Source organism: Rhodopirellula sp. SH410 (genome assembly GCF_055811895.1).
The window spans coordinates 348,241-366,406 of record NZ_CM147949.1; the positions used below are offsets into that span (position 1 = coordinate 348,241).

General features: G+C 55.2%; 15 protein-coding genes. 9 read left to right on the forward strand and 6 right to left on the reverse strand.

The window, feature by feature from the left end; all coding sequences use genetic code 11:
* Nucleotides 1-53: 53 nt before the first annotated feature.
* A complete protein-coding gene (gene ltrA / locus SH410x_RS01250) occupies nt 54-1,457 on the reverse strand; it encodes a group II intron reverse transcriptase/maturase (protein ID WP_473673939.1) in 1,404 nt (467 codons plus the stop codon).
* Nucleotides 1,458-2,826: 1,369 nt separating this feature from the next.
* Nucleotides 2,827-4,191, reverse strand: coding sequence for an IS110 family RNA-guided transposase (locus tag SH410x_RS01255; RefSeq protein ID WP_473668591.1), 1,365 nt, complete (start codon nt 4,189-4,191; stop codon nt 2,827-2,829).
* Nucleotides 4,192-4,368: 177 nt separating this feature from the next.
* Between SH410x_RS01255 and SH410x_RS01260 the strand changes: the two genes are divergently transcribed.
* From SH410x_RS01260 to SH410x_RS01300, 9 genes are all read left to right on the forward strand, one after another.
* On the forward strand, nt 4,369-4,797 hold the full coding sequence (locus SH410x_RS01260) for a hypothetical protein (protein ID WP_473673941.1): 429 nt from the start codon (nt 4,369-4,371) through the stop codon (nt 4,795-4,797).
* A gap of 939 nt (nt 4,798-5,736) precedes the next feature.
* Entirely contained in the window at nt 5,737-7,221 is a 1,485-nt protein-coding gene (gene ltrA, locus SH410x_RS01265; protein ID WP_473673943.1) for a group II intron reverse transcriptase/maturase, read from the forward strand.
* A 254-nt stretch (nt 7,222-7,475) separates the two neighbouring features.
* Nucleotides 7,476-7,994, forward strand: a complete 519-nt coding sequence (locus SH410x_RS01270) for an Imm42 family immunity protein (RefSeq protein ID WP_473673945.1) — start codon at nt 7,476-7,478, stop codon at nt 7,992-7,994.
* A 122-nt stretch (nt 7,995-8,116) separates the two neighbouring features.
* The gene (locus SH410x_RS01275) at nt 8,117-8,626 is read left to right on the forward strand and encodes an SMI1/KNR4 family protein (protein WP_473673947.1); all 510 of its coding nucleotides are present in this window, start codon (nt 8,117-8,119) and stop codon (nt 8,624-8,626) included.
* Nucleotides 8,627-9,086: 460 nt separating this feature from the next.
* On the forward strand, nt 9,087-9,503 hold the full coding sequence (locus SH410x_RS01280; protein WP_473673949.1) for a hypothetical protein: 417 nt from the start codon (nt 9,087-9,089) through the stop codon (nt 9,501-9,503).
* A 113-nt stretch (nt 9,504-9,616) separates the two neighbouring features.
* A complete protein-coding gene (locus tag SH410x_RS01285) occupies nt 9,617-10,210 on the forward strand; it encodes a hypothetical protein (protein WP_473673951.1) in 594 nt (197 codons plus the stop codon).
* 115 nt (nt 10,211-10,325) lie between these two features.
* Nucleotides 10,326-11,252: a hypothetical protein gene (locus SH410x_RS01290; protein ID WP_473673953.1), complete on the forward strand. Its 927-nt coding sequence runs from the start codon at nt 10,326-10,328 to the stop codon at nt 11,250-11,252.
* 870 nt (nt 11,253-12,122) lie between these two features.
* The gene (locus SH410x_RS01295) at nt 12,123-13,115 is read left to right on the forward strand and encodes a tyrosine-type recombinase/integrase (protein WP_473673955.1); all 993 of its coding nucleotides are present in this window, start codon (nt 12,123-12,125) and stop codon (nt 13,113-13,115) included.
* A 35-nt stretch (nt 13,116-13,150) separates the two neighbouring features.
* Complete coding sequence (locus SH410x_RS01300; protein ID WP_473677446.1) at nt 13,151-14,581, forward strand: IS91 family transposase; 1,431 nt, start codon at nt 13,151-13,153, stop codon at nt 14,579-14,581.
* Nucleotides 14,582-15,233: 652 nt separating this feature from the next.
* Here the strand turns inward: SH410x_RS01300 and SH410x_RS01305 are convergent.
* The 4 genes from SH410x_RS01305 to SH410x_RS01320 all read right to left on the reverse strand — a co-directional run bounded on the left by SH410x_RS01305 (nt 15,234) and on the right by SH410x_RS01320 (nt 17,690).
* Entirely contained in the window at nt 15,234-15,635 is a 402-nt protein-coding gene (locus SH410x_RS01305; protein WP_473673957.1) for a hypothetical protein, read from the reverse strand.
* Nucleotides 15,636-15,796: 161 nt separating this feature from the next.
* On the reverse strand, nt 15,797-17,101 hold the full coding sequence (locus SH410x_RS01310) for a phage major capsid protein (protein ID WP_473673959.1): 1,305 nt from the start codon (nt 17,099-17,101) through the stop codon (nt 15,797-15,799).
* A gap of 11 nt (nt 17,102-17,112) precedes the next feature.
* The gene (locus SH410x_RS01315; RefSeq protein ID WP_473673960.1) at nt 17,113-17,316 is read right to left on the reverse strand and encodes a helix-turn-helix transcriptional regulator; all 204 of its coding nucleotides are present in this window, start codon (nt 17,314-17,316) and stop codon (nt 17,113-17,115) included.
* Nucleotides 17,313-17,690: a hypothetical protein gene (locus tag SH410x_RS01320; protein WP_473673962.1), complete on the reverse strand. Its 378-nt coding sequence runs from the start codon at nt 17,688-17,690 to the stop codon at nt 17,313-17,315. Before SH410x_RS01320 ends, SH410x_RS01315 begins: the two co-directional genes overlap by 4 nt.
* Nucleotides 17,691-18,166 lie beyond the last annotated feature (476 nt).

Below are 18,166 nucleotides of genomic sequence, written 5' to 3' on the forward strand. Positions count from 1 at the left end.
AGGAGCCCGGTTGCCCGGGACCCCTCCCACACCACCTAGCATGCGGGGCCGCACTAGGCGGTTCGCCTCAAGGATGCAAGCGATTTCCAACGCTCTTCAAGATTAAACAAGCCCTCGGTAGTCAGGTACTCGATGGACAAGGCCCGCTGGACGCCGGACGTCATGGAAAGACGCCAGGCACCCTTGCCGCTCATCGCAAAGCCGCGAGCGACACGATAAGACAAGCCCAACGAAATCAGTTTCTTCAGTCGAGTCTTCGACTTCTTCCACTGCTTCCAGTAACAAGCTCGGACCCGTCGCCGAAGCCACTTATCCAAGTTTGCGAACGTTGTCTTGACCTGATCCAGTGCGAAATAGCCTAGCCAACCCATAGCATAAGAACGGAACTCCGCGTATCGCGATTTCATCGACACACCGCGGCTCTTACGAAAGATCTCCGCAATGCGTTTCTTGAATGTGTCGAGCTTCTTAGCACTCACGCGAATCTGGCCGCCGTAGCCACGAAACTCGTAGCCCACATACTCCAGCCCGTCCGTCTTGCGGATCGAGCTCTTGTCGCGGTTGACGGTCAATTTCAGTCGCTCATGTAAGAAACGTTCGACGCTCGCCGATACACGCTGTGCGGCGGCTTCGGACTTTGTGAAAATCACAAAGTCATCCGCATACCTCACGAACGAAAGACCCCGTTTCTCCAGTTCCTTATCCAAATCATCTAGATAGATGTTCGACAGTAGTGGCGAAAGTGGGCCACCTTGCATCGTTCCTTTCGTGCTGGCTTGGCATAAACCATCGACCATCACGCCGGCTCGCAAGTAGCGTCCGATCAACTTCAGCAGTCGTTTGTCGCGGACCTTGCGGGCCACGCGAGCCATCAATACGTCGTGTTGGACTCGGTCAAAGAATTTTGAAAGGTCCATATCAACGCATCGGCGACGACCACCGCGGATGATCTTCTGCACTTGCCGGACTGCATCTTGAGCCGAGCGATAGGGTCGGTAGCCGACACTTGAATCGGAGAACTCCGGATCAAAGATCGGCGTGAGGACTAATACAATGGCTGTTTGGATCACACGATCGAGCAAGTTTGGAATGCCGAGCTCGCGTGTGCCGCCATCGGGTTTATCGATGCTGACTCGTCGCGCCGCTGAGGGCTGATAAGTCCCATCGAGAAGTTTCTGTCGAACGCCTGACCAGCACGGAGCGATCCACTCGGGAAAGTCTTGGACCGTAATCCCGTCGGGCCCTGGGGCTCCACGGTTGGCCTTCACTCTCGCCCAAGCCATCTCCATGATGACATCGTCGACAATCTCCTCCATCAGTTCGTTGGCGTCATCGCCCAAGGCTGGCTTCTCGATGCCCGCCCCTGTCGAATCATCTCGCTGGATGTTTTGCGATGCGTCGCCGTCTTCAAACAATCGAAGTTGGCGACACGTTTCGTTCGGCGGTTCAGAGGTCATCGGTGGTTCGTTCCTTGTTTTGTGACGTTCAGTCCTTCCCATCTTCGCTGGTTTGCGAAGGCTCGGTACTACGACGTTTGCTGACTTCTCTTTGCACGGAAGTGCGTTGCCGCATCCGCCCCGCCTTTCGGGCAAGCCCTACTCACGGGTACGCATCGAGATCTCCCCAAATAAGGGACGCCTCGGGTTGATGTAATCGCACCGAGACACGTGATCTGTCCCTGCCCAAGTTCCTCATCTACCTCCGCTCTTTCTTCCGGTTCGGCTTCGCGGTCAGCAGCCCGCTCGCCTGGAGTCGTCGGCCTCGTATGAGGTTTCTGTTCGTAACCTGGCAGGTCTTGGCGAGAAGACGTCCAGCACGTGTGGTTCGCTGGCTTAACGATCGTCTTCGCAGGCTTCCTCCCCACGGTCTGTCACCTCGCCGCAGTTGCCCTCGCCTCGTACTGGCTTCTTATGAGCTATCCATCTGGTATGATGACTCCCTTCGAAGGAACCGGAACTAAGTACAGGGGACTTGCACCCCACAAGATCACGCCCATCGTTGGGCGTACTGCAACGGAGCCGGGCTTGCAAGGTTTTACGAATGGAAAGTCAATCGTCCCGGCCCGCTGATCGCTGCCGACTATGAAGTCCAAGGTTTGACAAGTGGTGTTGGGTTGTTTTTTGTCTTACTTCATTTTTTTCCGCTGGTGGAGGTGAGGTGCCGTTCGCCGGAGGCTTTTTTCGGTCGCTCGCCCGTTAGTGGCGACCGAAAAAAGGCGCAGGTGAATGGCACCGGTTTCCATCTCGGTTGATGTCGATCACGGATGCATCAACGGCTTCTGACACGAACGGGTAAGGAGCTGGATTAAACGACTATTCGAGGTGTGAACGCTCTTGGTCCTGGTGGGCCAACATGATTCATGATGGCGGCGTCCCCTCAGTTATCCTTGCACGGTTCCAGCCACTTGATTCGGACTGGCGACGTGTTTCGGCGAGCACTTGCCTGGAGGCTTCAATGAGCAGCAAGTGGTCTTCCTTCGGTACGGCACATTCTTTAGGGCGATGTGTCGGATAGTTCTAGCGATCCTTTGCAATGGATCGATCCTAAATCGAACGGTCCGCATCAACTTGGGTCGGTGCTCAGTACGGAGGGCAGGTCTGTTCCTTGGTGGTTCGTGTCGTGGGCTGGCAGCGGGCTCCTGGGGTGACCGGGTGGTGTTGACTGAAGGAATGACGATAGGGTTGGAGTAATGAGATGGTTTGAATGGTCAGCAGGTCCGATTCGTTACGCCGATGTCGAAGCATCAGGCAGCCGATACAGGTTGTCCTGGTGACCGGAAGATGAGAGCGGCGAGCAAGGCCGATTCGTTACGCCGATGTCGGAGCATCAGTCACGCGATACTGGCTTTCTTGCTCGCCGTGGCTTGGAGGTTTTCGTTTGTCGTTTCCCGTTTGTTTGAGAAGTGGACCGAGGCGAGCGCGTCGCCGGCGAGTTGGTCGCCTTGCGTTTGGAAGCGGTCGGCTTGGCAGATCCAGTGCTCGTTCTCTTCACGGGATTCTGCCCAGTTGTTTTTGAAGCACCCCTCTCGGCGGCCTCTCTCGCCGCGCGGGCTTCCTTGCGAAGACGACTTTTTCGCTGATCTGCATTCTCTTTGGGTTTCATGTTTTGCAGTGAGTCCTTGAGCCCCGTCGGCATCCTTCCGAACGATTCAGTGACCTGGATCATTTGCTTGGGATCCCAATCCTTTTCGTCTCGCAGCATTGCCCAGGCGATCACAGCGATCTTACGAGCCAACGCGATAGCCGCTTTCTTCTTACGTGTTTTTTGTTTGCCACAGATCCTTTCGTAGACGCCCTTGGCCCATGGGTTGTATCGCAGCGAGGCCCAAGCACATTCGACGAGGATCGTTCGTGCCAGTGGATTGCCACGCTTGGTAATGCGTCCGTTGCGATCCGTTTCGCCGGATTGATACTGCCGTGGAACCAAGCCGAAGTAGGCCGACACTTGTCGTCCGTTTTCAAAGCGGTGCGGGTCGTCGAGACACGCGACCAGGATTTCAGCGGTTCGTGGTCCGACTCCGGGGATCGTTTGGACTCGCTTGATGCGTTCGTCATTCTTGCCGATCGCTTCGAGCTTCTTGACGACACCAGTGAGTTGCTCGGTCAGCGAATCGAGGATGGTCAGTTCGATGTCGAGTTCTCCTTTCCAAAGCTCGTCAGGTCCACAGTCAGTCAGGGGTTTGCGAAACGAGTTGATGTGCTCGCGACCGGAGTACCAGGCTTTCTCGCCGGTTGCGATCTCGATCCCGTGGTTAACGAACCAAGCACGGATGGCGTTCTTGGTTTTGTTGATTCGTCCGTCGAGAGTCTTGCGGTATTTGACGAGCGATCGGAACTCACGATGTTCCAGCGTCGGTGTGTGAACGCCTTTGAGCTCACCCATGGCGGCCATGCGAGCGAGCTTGAGAGCGTCGTCCCGATCGGTTTTGCGTTTGACGTTGGCCCACCGCCAGGCTTCTTCGTTGGTGGAGCAGACGAGTGTTTCATGCCCTTGATGTTGTGCCAGATCATTGATCCATCCCGAGGGGCCGCAGGCCTCCATGACGACCAGATCGGCCTTGGTGTCGTGGAAGATGACACCGAAGTGTTCTCTCGTAGTGGGTGTCGTGACAAACTGCGTTTTGCGAGTTTTTGAGTCGAACAAGCAGCAAACGGAGTTGAATTTGCCGAGGTCAAGTGCGAGAATCTTCATGTGATTTCAGTTCATGTGTTTGGTGGGTGGAGTGAATGTGACCGGCAGTCGCAAGCTGCCGTGATCACGGGTTTGAGTCGCCAGTTTTTTAACGAATGGCTCCCACCCGTCAAACCTTGGACTTACATGGATTCTTTCCCCGACAAAATGGTGCTTCAATCTTTCGGGACTTAGCTCTTGGACGCACAACAGCTTGACTTAATCCAGCACGTATGTAAGCGACCGGGAATGTACGTCGCGCCCGGTACGCTCAATAGTGTTTACGCTTACTTGACTGGCTTGGATACTGCGACCGGATGCCTTACCGGTTTCCGTGAGTGGTTGTTGCCGCGATTTGACGACGGCAACAATCTTTTCTGGACTGGGATCGTCGACATGCTGCTTGAGTCGGAACAGGTTCAGGATGACGATTCTGTCGCGCGACTTGCCGAACTGATTTCTGAGTTCTACGACTATACACGTGAGGATCGCGGAACACGCCCCGACTTAACTCGGGTTTACGTTCGTTACCACGCTTGGTTGTTGAATCGCTCGTGGTATCATGATGGCCAACCCGGATACATTCCACCGTACGATGGAATCCGCGTTGATCGTCCTCTACCGTGATACAACATGCGGGGAACAATCGCGTGCACCCGAGTACGCGAGTCGGGCGGTCTTGAAATTGAAAATCCTTTGCGCGTACCGGGTGACGCGTTGCGTTATCGCACTGACTTGAGGTACTTATAGACGGTGAGAGAACCGTACGCCCCGCCGACCTCGTCCCGAGCTGAAAACGATCCAAAACAATGGGCCGTTCGTTGGCCGGTGCTTATGCTGCTTGTATTTGGTTTCGCACTTGTAGCCTACGCGTCGTACCGATCGGAGATCATGCTTGCGATCGTGGACATCGTCGCTTTCGGGGCGATCTGTGGATTGGTGATCGCATCTCCGCTGGTTACGTTATACGCTTATCTCACTGGACGATCGACTCGACGACTCCTGTGGTCCTCATACATGTTCCGATTAACCGTTTTCTTTGGTTTCGTTTCGGTCGCGACACTGTGGCTCTTGTTCACCAACGCGGACTTCCGATGATGGCCGCAATTTACAAACAACTTGCGATAACCATGCCGTGCACGTGCGGACTGGCAAGGTCTGATTGACAAGCGGGTGTGAATCCCGTCCGGGTAAGTGCTAGCCACACGCCCGGTATCGAGTGTTGCAGCCAACGTATAAGGCGTCACCGCCGAAGTCGTTGGTTGAAGCGTACACAGAAAGGTAGTGAGGGTGAATGGATCGCAGGTAGCCCTGTGACCGTGAACGGGATTAGCTCCGAAATTTTGTAACTGTTGAATCTGCCCAAGGTTTGTGCATGCCTTAAGGCAACATTGCTCACAGCGCTACCGGCAAGCTGTGAGTGGAGATCCGGAGTCGGCGCCCCGCTCGCGCTACACACCATGTCAATCAGGCAACCAGTGAGGCCCTGAGGTTCTTGATCGATTCGCGACTGCCGATCTCGATCGATCGAGTATGTCCTAGAAGTGGAATAAGCAACGAAGACAAATGACTTTCAGGGAATCGGACGATCCAGTAGTACCGCAGCGGCCCGAATGCCAATCGGGACGCGGCATGCCGAGTAATATCGGAGCAGGGAAGCGGATCGGGATGACACGCGGTCCAGACCGGGCACCGACCGTACTCAGTGACGGAGACTCGGTGCTAACTCGGCTGGATCGCATCTCTCAGAGAGCGAAGGCTGACCACGAAGGGGTTTTTAACAACCTCTTTTCGCTGCTCACTCATGAGCTGTTGTGGTATGCCTTTCGCCGACTCAAACGAGGCAAAGTACCTGGTGTCGATAACGTCACGGTGGAAGAGTACGAAGCAGATCTCGAAGCGAACCTTCGCGGTCTACTGACGCGACTCCATCGAGGCTCGTATCGCCCGCAGCCGAGCTTGCGAAAGAACATCCCCAAGGGGAATGGGAAAACGCGACCGCTCGGTATCGCTTGCGTGGAGGACAAACTTGTCCAACGCGCAGTCGTGATGATCCTGGAACAAATCTACGAAGTGGATTTTTACGATACTTCGTATGGTTACCGTCCAGGCAAATCTTGTCACGAGGCATTGTCGACGCTGGGAGGATTCATCGCCACGCGGAAAGTAAACTGGATCAGTGATGCTGACATCAAGGGATTCTTTGATAACGTGTCACACCAGCACCTCGAAGAGCTACTGCGACGACGCATTAGCGATCCGAAGTTGCTGCGGCTGATCGTATGTTTTCTGAAAGCAGGGGTGATGATCGAAGGCCGGTTGCAGGCCACCGAAGACGGCGTTCCGCAAGGAGCCAGTCTCTCACCGCTGCTCGCCAATGTGTATTTACATTATGTGTTGGATGAGTGGTTCGAGCGTGAAGTCAAACCGCGACTCAGAGGAGAAGCGGAAATCATTCGCTTCGCTGATGATTTTGTGTGTTGTTTTGAGCTCGAAACCGATGCGATGAGATACCAAGCGGTGTTGCCTAAGCGACTGGGCCGTTACTCGTTGTCAGTCGCCGAGGAGAAAACCAAGTTGATCCGGTTCGGACGTTTTGCGAGTCGCGATCACCAGCGACGTGGCGAAGGCGCGCCGAGCACGTTCGACTTCCTCGGATTCACTCATTACTGTGGCCTGTCGCGTGCAGGAAAGTTCAAACTGAAGCGGAGAACGTCAGGAAAGAAACTTCGTGTGAAGTTGATGGAGATGCGTCTGTGGTTTCATCATCAGCTCTCGACACCGGTCGGCGAGATGTGGCAAACGCTTAACATGAAACTTCGCGGTCACTATCAGTACTACGGCATCAATGACAATTGGCCGATGCTGATGGCTTACCGTAGCAAGGTTCGTCGGATGGCGAAGCGTCACTTGAGCCGTCGGAGTCAGAAGAGCTATGTGAACTGGGACGATTTCAATCGCTTCACGGAACTTCATCCCTTGGCGGGCCCGACCAAATTGAAGGACCTGATCGCGATGGACCGTGAGTTGCTGAGTGCGAGGGACAAGTGACATCTGGGAGCCGGATGCTGTAACGCGGCACGTCCGGATCTGCGAGGGGCCGAGGGTCAATGAGGCAAGGTTGAAATATTGTGACACCACAACGGGAAACCAGTGGCAAACAGTGAACACAAAGCATAACCTAAACCAAAGAGACCCCGGTCTACTCTCCCGAAGGACGGCTTGCGCGGATTTTGAAGTGGAAAATCTGTTGTCCGTCCTCGGTGACGGCTAGCGTTCTGCCAAAACCAAATCGATCCGCAAACATGCTATTTGGCAACCCCGATGATTTTGCCATCGAGGCAATGAGCGAATCCCATCTATCGGCACCTTCTGCCGTTTGGGGAAGGATGCGTGTTGTTTGCGACAAACAGATCTATGGCGACTATGAAAATCCACACTGTGGACTATATCCAGCATATTGTCAATTTCGCTGGTTCCGAGAAAACGTTATCGATCTCTGGGACGCTTCCTTCAATGGAATTTCCAATGCTGAACTTCACGATTTATTGGATCATGCAATTTACGGGGATGACGACCGGAACAGCCAAGAGATTGAACGCGATTCGATGCGTTATGGTCGCTTTAACTTTTTGACGAATTGGGGCGAACAATTCGATGGTTACAAATCATTCATTGTTTCACCAGTGGCGGGTACGCTTGCGATTCTGCGACGAGACGATCTTGGACTTTTGACTGTCGCAAATTGTTCGACGCAGGGATTTATTAACGCATCTGAGGAGTATCTTGATTGGTTTCACGCAGAGACAGATCGACTCACCTAAAGGATGGCAGAACCAATGGATTGCACGGGAGTCGGGCATCACGCGTTTTGGCAGATCAAACTTTTCACGGCCCGACCCAGTGAATCCAAACGTTATTTGACTGAGTTCTTGATTCCTAGCAAGTGACAATTTTGAAATGGCCATACGAGGGCATGCTGCAAATTGTGCGAGATGTTTTACACTGCGTCTTCGGCCTCGGGCACGGTTCGATCCGATCTTATCGCTGGAAATTTAACATTGCCTTTGTTAGTGGCGAACCGATGACAATACAAGAAATCAATGAACTAGAATCGTTCCTCTGTCTCCCTCTCCCGGTTTCTTATCGTGCATATTTGTCAATCGCTGGTAATAAAAGAGACTCCGGAGGCTTTCGTTCTTTCGAGACTTCTGACCTGCACGCAGAACATCTTCAGTCACTAAGATCACGTGGCGAAGAACTAATTGGATCATCACCTCAACGATTGACAACGCCGGACCGGGCTATATTTGTTTGCGAATTCGAGGGCTATCTTTGCTTTTACTTTATTGCCGATGGCATTACGAACGACCCAGCAGTATATTCGTTCTGTGAAGGCGACCACGAATTCAAGCTGGCTGATGAAAGCTTGACTCATTGGCTGGGCGGATGGTGATGCGTGCAAATAACAATCCCGTGAACCGGAGTCGCGTGTCAAGCGTTTTGGCGATGGTAAACTTTTTCGACGCGACCCGGTTACGCTGAACGTTACGAGATCAAGGCTCGTGCTGAAGGCCAGTGTTGTTGAAATGCCAAGTGTGCCCTGCGGGGCATCGACTCACGGGCGGGCGGTGACAACCAACGCCAGCCCTGCGGGGCACGAGTCAGCACACGCCCTGCGGGGCATCGACCAACGCCTGCCCTGCGGGGCATGGTCCGACGCCTGATCAACTGGTGACTGTGACTCAGTGCTCGTTGCGGATCGAAGACGTGGGTAAGCCTGTGGGCACTACGCTACACTAAACAACTCGTAACAATGCAATGATGACGGAGCGGCGTTGGTCGCCGTTGGCTCAGTGGTTGAGTCGCTCGCCGCCGCCCGCATATTGCCGCCGTTCTCCGATCGTAAATCTTGAATGTTCCGCTACACGATAACGATCACCGTCGTTGCTTGGCTACTCACCGTGCCCACGGGGTGCGGACCGACGGCACCGTCTGTAACGAATGGTCCTCCGGTTGTTTCATGGGACCATCTCCAAACCGAAAAATGGCGATACGAACTTCAGGACCCGAAACGCATCGCGAACTATTCCTTCGGCAACAATGGCGGCGTTCTTTGGACTGAAGGCACAAAGCACGGTGACATTCATGAGGTGGCCGCGCTAGGTGGGCAATGGTACATTGACGACGCTGGTGATCTGATCATCACGGACGAAAATCACTCGCAAGCATACCGAACGTTGCAACTTGTCTCTTTGACTGTGTCCGACGCGACTGTTCTAGACGCCGACACAGGCGTAACCGAACTGTATTCACGACGATACCGACCATGAATAAACGGGGAACCACGAAATGCACACGAGCGGCGAAGTCAAGTTGGTTGAAGTGGTGAGTAGTTCGTCGCCGCCGCGTGATTTCTACCGTTCCGCCATTGAAAGGATTCTTAATGCGTTTCACTGCCGTCTTGAGCCTAGCGTTATTGGTAAGCAATTGTCTCGCTCAAAGCGTTGAGGAGCTGGACACCAATGGCGACGGCGTTATTGACGAGTACGAAGTGCCTATTCTCCCCAAGCTTCTAGCGACAACGACCACTGCCGAACGTGAGAATGAATTGATCGACGGGATATATGTCAACGTTAGTGAAATCCAGGATTTCCACAGGTCGTTTCTTCAGGTTAAAAGTGGCAAGTTCACATTTTTTCTATTTAGCTGCGAGGGTGGAACATCAGAAGATGGAGAAATTCAGTTTGAACAAGGGTGGTTTCGTGCCGCCGACAAGTATTGGCACCCTGGAAAAATGAATGGTTGCGACATGCTTTGGCGTGATGATGCGTGGCTATGTTGGAAGAAAGAACGGAGACTCTACGACTATGGCATTCTCGTTCGTGTAAAGGAGAATGATCCAAAGCTCGCAATCAAAAACCCTCCTTCAGTTTACACGCTATATAATTCGAAAATGAAACCCACTATCGGTGAGTGGCGTGACCCGTTCGTGCATGGCGCGCGCAAGACGGTAGGCGATGAGAATGCGGAACCATAAATTGCACGGGAGCCGCGAGCTACCGTTTTTTAAAATGGGGCGTCCGATGTCGCGGCCCCGTGAATTTTAACGTTATTGCAACGAGCTGATCATCCCACCTCTGATTTGACCGACCATGGACGTCGAAACCGAATCCAATCTCATTCAGCAAGAGCATCGCTTCTGGCGGATTGTTTACAACTTTCTGACCAGAAAGGATCGGTTTCCAAACGCAGAGGACCCTCGTCGGTCCGCGTGCGTTAGTGCGTTTTGCTGGAACCTGTTCTTCTCACCGTCTTCGGTCGCTGCAACCGGTGGATTGATTGCCTTGCTGACGATAGGTCTCTTGTGGTGGCAAAACAAATTGTTGCAAGAGAACAACTCCCTGATAGCTACTTCAATCAATCCCGAGCAACGCTATGTGATCTCAGTCGCAGATGAGCTGGGTATCATCCGCACGGTCACGGAGGGTAATCAGAACACCATCGACACTCACCCGCTCGGTGTCGGAAGCGTCCTTTTACTCGACCTAAACGTTTCGTGTAGCGGCAGCAGTCCACTCGTAATTGAGCGGCTCGATGTAGAGCTGAATTTTTCAAATGGCGAAGAATCGCACGCTGTGCGATTCGTGCCCTATCCCACGGACAGTTTTCGGAAGGTGGTTCAACCTGGCGAGATTGCGATTCTAGACGCACGGCTAATTCCGGCAATTAAGACTGAAGATGAGATTCACCACTGGACCAACGAATCACTTAAGTCCGGCGAACTTCTTCTTTCCATCTCAGGTCGCGATGTAGTGGGAACGGAGTGGCGACTCGACGAGCGTAGACGCTTTTCTAAAGACCTCGTTAGATCAACGCCACCGGTTACGTTGGACTCAACCACAGAAGACCACCTGCCGAAACGGGACATCGAGATCCCCGATCATGTAGAATTTTCGCTTGACTTACCTGCGGGCAATCCGAATCGGTCGATTGGCTCCTTTTTGTTGTCGTACGGACTTGAGAAAAAGGGCAATGAAAACCGTCGCGTAGTTGCTCAAATGGCGCGTCAAGATCGCTAGCCGAACACCGGCGATAACCATGCCGTGAACCGGAGGACGGCATTGGGCGTTTGCAAATGGAAAACCAACTCGCCGTCCCCGGTTACGGCGACCGTTACGAGACCAAGCCGGACTGAAGCCGAATGTGGATGCAAAGCCAAGTGTGCCCTGCTGGGCATCGTCCGCAGTCTGAGTTGTGACAACCATCGCCTGCCCTGCGGGGCACGAGTCAGCACAGGCCCTGCGGGGCATCAACCAACGCCTGCCCTGCCGGGGCACTGTCGACGCCTGATCAATTGGTGACTGTGACGCAGTGCTCGTTGCGGATCGAAGACGTGGGTAAGCCCGCGTGTACTACGCTAGACTAAACGACTCGTAACAATGCGATGATGCTGAGCGGCGTTGGTCGCCTTTGGCTCAGTAGTTGAGTCGCTCGCCGCCGCCCGCATATCGCCGCCGTTGAACTTAATCGAATTGCTCCGGAGCAGAGCATGGGCGCAGCTTTCTGGTGACTGGCCGCATCCCTGCGGGTGGAGGGCTGGCATCCATGCCAGCCAAGAACTGATATGAGGAGTTGTGCTTGCTGTTCGCTTTGCTTTCTTTGGGATGCCGGTGGTGGATGTGTGTCGCCTCCGCGCAAGTAACTCCCAGCCAGAGCATGTCGAGACAGGCATCCTGAAGCAGTACCACTGAAGACGTCGAATGGGTGCGGATCAGGCCAAGGGCAACCGGTTCGGTTGTAGGGGATGTGAGCTACAACTATTTCTTCCGGTTAACGATTAAAGTGATTAAAGAGGTTGCGCTTTTTGTAACGGCAATTCTACTGGGTCTCCTACTTGGCCGCTCCCGCTTCGGGAACTGGCAAGTTAACTGCCTACTGGAATACCCAGCATGACTCCGTACCAAAAACGTCTTTGCCCACTCACACAGCGCCTCGCCGAAGACATGAAGATTCGCCATATGGCGGGCGCCACGATCGACGCCTACACCTACCACGCCAAGCGGTTTGGTGACTTCATTCAAAAGCCGCTGGACCAGGCAACCCCGGAAGACGTTAGAAGCTTCCAGCTTTACCTAATCGAAAACAAGAATCTCGCATATAGCAGCTTCAACCAAGCCGTTTGTGCGCTACGGTTTCTCTACACCCATTCGATTCGTGTCCCATGGCCGGTCTCCATGGTGCCGTTTGGGAAAAGTCCTAAGACGCTGCCTGTTGTGCTCAGCCGAAATGAAGTCAACGAGCTGCTCACGTGCACCGAGAACCTCAAACAGCGAACTTTTCTGACGACACTCTACGCGACGGGGATGCGGTTTTCCGAAGCAGCCAATCTGCGACTCGTCGACATCGACTCGCAGCGGATGCAAATTCACATTCGCCACGGCAAAGGAGGCAAGGATCGACAAGTGCCGCTCTCACCGAGACTCTTGACCGAACTGAGAGACTACTGGCGGTCCTACAAGCCGAGCATTCTCTTGTTCCCTGGCAACCTGCCGGACCGACCTTACAATCACACGTCGATTCTCAAGGCGATCAAGCACTCAGCCAGCATGGCGAAGCTTCGCAAACGCATTTCACCTCACACGCTTCGTCACTCCTACGCGACGGGACTTCTCGAGGCGGGCGTGGACTTGCTGACGATCAGCAAGCTGCTCGGTCACGCGAGCTTCGTCACGACGATGATTTATCTGCATTGCCGGCGAGAGCACATGATCTCGACGCCCAGTCCACTGGATTGGTTGCCGGTGAAACAACTGCCAACGTATCAACCACCGGCCGAGAACGGCAGGCCGGAGAGCAGCGCGTCTCCAAACTGCGAACCGGAGAAGACCGAACCGGAGAACAGCCAACCGCACAACAATCCGCCTGGCAATCCAGCCGAATAACGGCCGCGGCCGAGAAGCTCAGCGTAGCTCAAATCATTCGACTCGGTGCGGCTCAGTACGTCGCCGAGTACCGTGATCGCGGAGCTTGCTACAACGTGCAGAGTGTGTTGGCAAAGCTATCGCTGTGCCGCACCTCGGTGCTGGGCGGGCACAAGTATCAGTGTGACACGTGCGAGGCGACTTGTCATGTTTACAATTCGTGCGGTGATCGGCACTGCAATCAATGCAGCGGCAGCAAACGATACGACTTTGCCGAACGAGCTGGCAAGCTGCTGCTCGATGAAGTGGCTTACTACCAAGTCGTGTTCACATTACCGAGCCAACTTTCGCGGTTGGCGTTGAGCAATCGCGAGTCGCTCGCTGACTTGTTATTTCAATCGGCCTGGAAAAGCCTTCAAAAGTCGATCCGCAGTGAACAGGGCTATGATCCCGCGGCGATCATGGTGCTGCACACCTGGAATCAAAAGCTGGAAGCCCACTGGCACGTCCACGCACTTGTCCCCGGGTCGGGACCGGGCGTCGACAACAGTGGTTGGCAAATCAGCACGTCACCGGCAGGGGCCGACATCAGCGACAGCCATTACTTGGTCGACGCGATCAATATTCGCACCTCGTTTCGCAAGTTTGCGATCTCTCATCTGCAGCGATTACGCGTGCGTGGCGAGCTGAAGCTCGATACGGACAGTGAGTTTGGCGACTTGCGAGAGGATTCTGCCTGGGATTCGCTGTTAGCGCATCTTTCGTCCCTGGAGTGGGTCAGCTTTATCCAGCCACCGCCATCGGGATCGAGCGGCCCGAACGATTTGGTGCGTTACTTGACTCGCTACTTAACGGGCGGACCAATCAGCAATTCACGCATCGTCGCGGCGGATGAACAAGAAGTCACGTTCATGGCTCGCGAGGGGGCGAAACAGGGCGGCGAGTCGAAGCAGGTTCCGGTGACGCTTTCGACACTCGAGTTTGTGCGTAGTTGGTGCCTCCACATCCAGCCTGATCAACTGACCAAAACCCGATACTTTGGCGGTTGGAGCAATAGTCGCCTGGCGAGTTACCAGCAACGCTGCGCCGATGACATGAATGCGGCCGAGCTACCGTATGCCGCGGGCGCGATGGAGTTCCCACCCACTGCACCGGAGCCCAGCGAACCAAGATCGACGCAGCCAACGTGCCCGCGTTGCGAGCAGGCGACCCTGCGAGTGGTATCGACGACTCCGCGTCCATCTTGGCGAGAGATATTTTCACGTGGCAGCAAAACGATGCCAGCCTGGTACTCCGGTTCGTTGCAAGGATCAGATCGAGCGTTCTGGGACGGTGCCAATGGTGACGGTTTTTACGACTGGTACCTGAAACATCAGGTAGAAGGTGCATACGCAGTCGCGGCGGTGACGCTGGATCCAGTGAGTGCCCCAAGCAGCCAGCCAATGCTCCCAGGACTAGAATCTGGCAGTTACTACGCGATAGAATAGAGTTCGTGGTCGCCACCGCCGCATCACTCGGTACGCGAGCCCAGCAGTGTGGCGACAAAGTTCAACGCACGATCTATGCCATCCGTGAAACACGCGTGAAACGCTGTTTTCTTTATAGCTGAAACGCTGTTTCACGCTCGTAGTTTGTCGGCTGAAAAGATCGCCGAAAAAGACGGGAAAAAGTTTGCAAAGTGCGGTTAGTTTGGTGTCGCGACACCAGGGGACGACACCGAACCGATCATTCAACAGGCGACTCACCACAAGTGCCGCCCATCGCTGCCAGCCAGCCACCAGGTTTCGCCGCTCGCTCGCTTGGCTGGCGATTTCGACTCAGTAGCCGGGTTGTCGGCGGCGTCGCTTAGAGGGGCGATTCTGTGGCGTGCCTTCGTCGGTGGCTGACCGCCTTTCGTCGTCCGGTGAATTTCGCGATCCTGCGCAGCGTGCGCTCAGCCTTCGGGGAGGAAAGCATCGGTCGTCCGCTCAGCCTTCGGGGCTCATCGATGGCTGGCTTGTCACGCAGCCGGGCGGCCCGGACCGCAATTGCTTCACGCGCGATCTCATCCGGCAGGGGCAAGCCAGTCAGCCCTCGCCATTGAACCAGGGCGGCATTTCGACGATCCGGAGAGCACGACAACCAGCAAGTGCACCGGAGTCAGCCCGCGCCATTGAACCAGCTCGGCATTGTCACCGGGGAAAGTGCATCGCCTTCACAATCATCGTCGCCAGCTCCCCCGTCGTCCACTTCCTCGGTGATCGGCTCTGGCTCATCGTCGGCCATCTCGTCCCGCCATTGCTGCCAGCGGTTGCCGCTCGATTGATTGACGACCACGTGCCCGGCCCGGATTGCCTCAGTCGCGTGGATGATCTCACTGGGCAATGGCATGAACGCCAACGGCAGCTTTCTTTCAACGGCGGCCCTGATGTCGCAGCCCAGCAGCTCGGCGGCGGCCGAGTGCGACCATCCGCGAAGCATCACGAGGTGAAAGGCCTCCTCGCACCTCATCGTGGATGTGTGAGCGTCCAGGGCAGTCGCTTCATCGATGTGTTGTTCCATGTGATGTGTTACCGCGTCGTCGACGGCAAGCCAATAAGTGGTCCAATATCAAAACGAAAAAACCCGCTCGGGCACCACTGGCGGCAATTCAGGACCAGTGGCACCCGGCGGGCTTGGTGCATCGCCGCGATGATGACACGCGGCAGCGGCGATGCTTTGAATCAGCTTGGCTGCTCGATGCCGTCCAGGATGTGAAACGCGGAAGGATCCAGCACGGCAAAATCGCCTCTGAACCAAATTTTGAACAGCAATTGGTGGCGGCTGAAAGCTTCGTCGCCCTGTTCGGTGATTTCAATGGTCGCACCTTGACGCAAGCCCAGCACGAAGTTGCTGAAGTTGCCAACCACGATCTGCTCATCTGGCACGCTCGTGCTGTCCAACCCGGCAACCCCGCGAAGAACCGGGGGTGCATCCAGCCATCGGTCTTGCAGATCGACAGACATTCCGAGCGAGTGGCTGTTGTTCACGCTCAAAAGTGCCGCGGTTGGCTCGTGATCGTTCAGACGCACCGCCTTGGCACCCAAAGCCAGTTTTGCCCAATCGATCTCGCCCACGGTGTCGGTTGAATCAATGCCCGGCTGATGGAGGATTCCGCACGGCTGTTGAGCGGCTCCGAGTCCGTTGATTCCGAGATTGTCAATCACGGCGGCAAGTGCACGAAACAGTGTCAGCTCGATGACCGCTGCGGCGTTCGGTGCATCCTCGATCAATTCGCGGCTCGAACGGACCATGCAGCCGATCAACTTCGGCGTGATCGTCACGCGGCCCAAGGTGATCGCCGATTCCTTGAACTTGTCGTTCTCGAATTTGACGTCCATTTCGGGGTCAGCATCGACTTTGGCGATGTCCAGGCCAGCACCGTTCAAAGCAATCGTCCCCATACCGGCATTGACCAAAATCGATCGGGCGCGGGCCTTGTCGATCACTTGGCTAGCCAGGGCAGTTGGCAAGATGTAGCCCGCGCTCGTCGCGTTGCCACGGTCCAGGGCCGCACCGATGCTGGGCGGTGTGTATGCCGTTTCGCCCGTCACGAGAGCCCGCAAGTATTCCCCGGCAGGATGCTGGCAATCGCTGGGTTGCTCGCCAGTGCCGGGCAACCCAGCGAAACTTTGCCCCCTGCTGACGGAATAGTGCCGCTGGCCTTGGGCGTCAGTCAACACCGTGTAACCACGCGAGCGGCCGGGGTGTGGCAAGTGCTCGCCAATATTCTCACGGGCGGAAATCATGGAGGTGATCGACGCGATCTCGCCAAGTTTGGCTTGGTGCTCTCGCTCGTGATCGTCGTTCCATGCCGATTCGTTCACATCCAAACTCGCTTGCATCTCGGCGGCCAGCTTGCTCTTTTGTTCGCGAAGCTCCTTGATTTTTAGACCGCGATATTTTGAATTGAACGTGGGCGCGGGCTCAGGACCACCGACGTTAATAGGCGCTTGGGCGGTGGCTGCTGTGCTGTTGAAAAAACTCATTGTCTTGGCTTTCAAACTTGGGTTGGGGCTTCGTCGACGCCGCGCGGCATCGCTCGTAAATGGTCGGTGATCTCGGCCCGGGGCCAGCGAAGTGTTCGCCGGCTGAATCGCCTTGGTTGTGGAAGCTGGCCATCACGTGCCCAGTCCAAAACAGTTTGCGACGACACGCCCAGTTGCTCAGCAACCTCGGCGGTGGTCATCCAGTGAGTGCTCATCGAAGTGCCTCTGAAATTTGGGCGATGATGTGGTTTTCGATTTCGTGGAAAAGCCGCCGAAGTGAATCCGGCAACTTTTCAACGCGGGTGTAGGATCGCACGTCGATCAACGCGGCGGCCAACTCTGCAGCCGGCAAGATCGGCACCACGATCGTCTCCATGGGTGAGTGCTCGCCACGATCGCAAGCCACACGGCGGTTATGCTCGGCAGTGACAATCGAGAAGAGCCACGCCGGAAACTTGGCTGCCCGGCCCAATGAATCCATCGAGCGGTAGGACGCATCCCACGCGGCCCGTTTGATGCGAAGCAGGTCTTCGCACTCAACGGTGCCGATGGAAACGCGGGCGGCGGCTGGCGTCAATGTTGTGCTCATGTGCGAAATCTTAGAACAGCGGGTTGGCCGAGCGGGCCAACCTCTTTGAAAAGCGGTCGCTCGGCCATCTTTTTTTTGATTGGCTACGGCCCGTCATCCAGCAGCAAGCCAGCTCCAACGAATTCAAACCGGCTCAAAACTGGCCAATATCGAAATCGTTTTTTTTGACATTGCACGCGTGGGAGGGCATCAACGCTCGCCATTTTTTTTGAACGTCAGAATCCAGAGGGGGCTATGGGGGTGGCGGTGATCTCGATCGGCTCTCGTTGCTGCTCGTCGCTCAGCTCGCTTCAGACTGGGCGTGCTCGTCAAGTTCACTTTTTAACGAGCATGATCTCATGCTCGTTTCGCTGGGGGATGTCTGTGCTCGTCGTCGTCGTCCCCTATAGGGAACGACGACGAGCACAGAACCCCTGTTTCCTGTGCTCGTCAGATTCATGCTTGACGAGCACGAACGAGCATAACGAGCATAACGA

Bases quoted from the DNA above. Each gene is read 5' to 3' on its own strand.
- ltrA (WP_473673939.1), bottom strand. From the start codon at position 1,457: ATGACCTCTGAACCGCCGAACGAAACGTGTCGCCAACTTCGATTGTTT.
- SH410x_RS01255 (WP_473668591.1), bottom strand. From the start codon at position 4,191: ATGAAGATTCTCGCACTTGACCTCGGCAAATTCAACTCCGTTTGCTGC.
- ltrA (WP_473673943.1), top strand. From the start codon at position 5,737: ATGACTTTCAGGGAATCGGACGATCCAGTAGTACCGCAGCGGCCCGAA.
- SH410x_RS01270 (WP_473673945.1), top strand. From the start codon at position 7,476: ATGCTATTTGGCAACCCCGATGATTTTGCCATCGAGGCAATGAGCGAA.
- SH410x_RS01280 (WP_473673949.1), top strand. From the start codon at position 9,087: ATGTTCCGCTACACGATAACGATCACCGTCGTTGCTTGGCTACTCACC.
- SH410x_RS01285 (WP_473673951.1), top strand. From the start codon at position 9,617: ATGCGTTTCACTGCCGTCTTGAGCCTAGCGTTATTGGTAAGCAATTGT.
- SH410x_RS01290 (WP_473673953.1), top strand. From the start codon at position 10,326: ATGGACGTCGAAACCGAATCCAATCTCATTCAGCAAGAGCATCGCTTC.
- SH410x_RS01295 (WP_473673955.1), top strand. From the start codon at position 12,123: ATGACTCCGTACCAAAAACGTCTTTGCCCACTCACACAGCGCCTCGCC.
- SH410x_RS01305 (WP_473673957.1), bottom strand. From the start codon at position 15,635: ATGGAACAACACATCGATGAAGCGACTGCCCTGGACGCTCACACATCC.
- SH410x_RS01310 (WP_473673959.1), bottom strand. From the start codon at position 17,101: ATGAGTTTTTTCAACAGCACAGCAGCCACCGCCCAAGCGCCTATTAAC.
- SH410x_RS01315 (WP_473673960.1), bottom strand. From the start codon at position 17,316: ATGAGCACTCACTGGATGACCACCGCCGAGGTTGCTGAGCAACTGGGC.
- SH410x_RS01320 (WP_473673962.1), bottom strand. From the start codon at position 17,690: ATGAGCACAACATTGACGCCAGCCGCCGCCCGCGTTTCCATCGGCACC.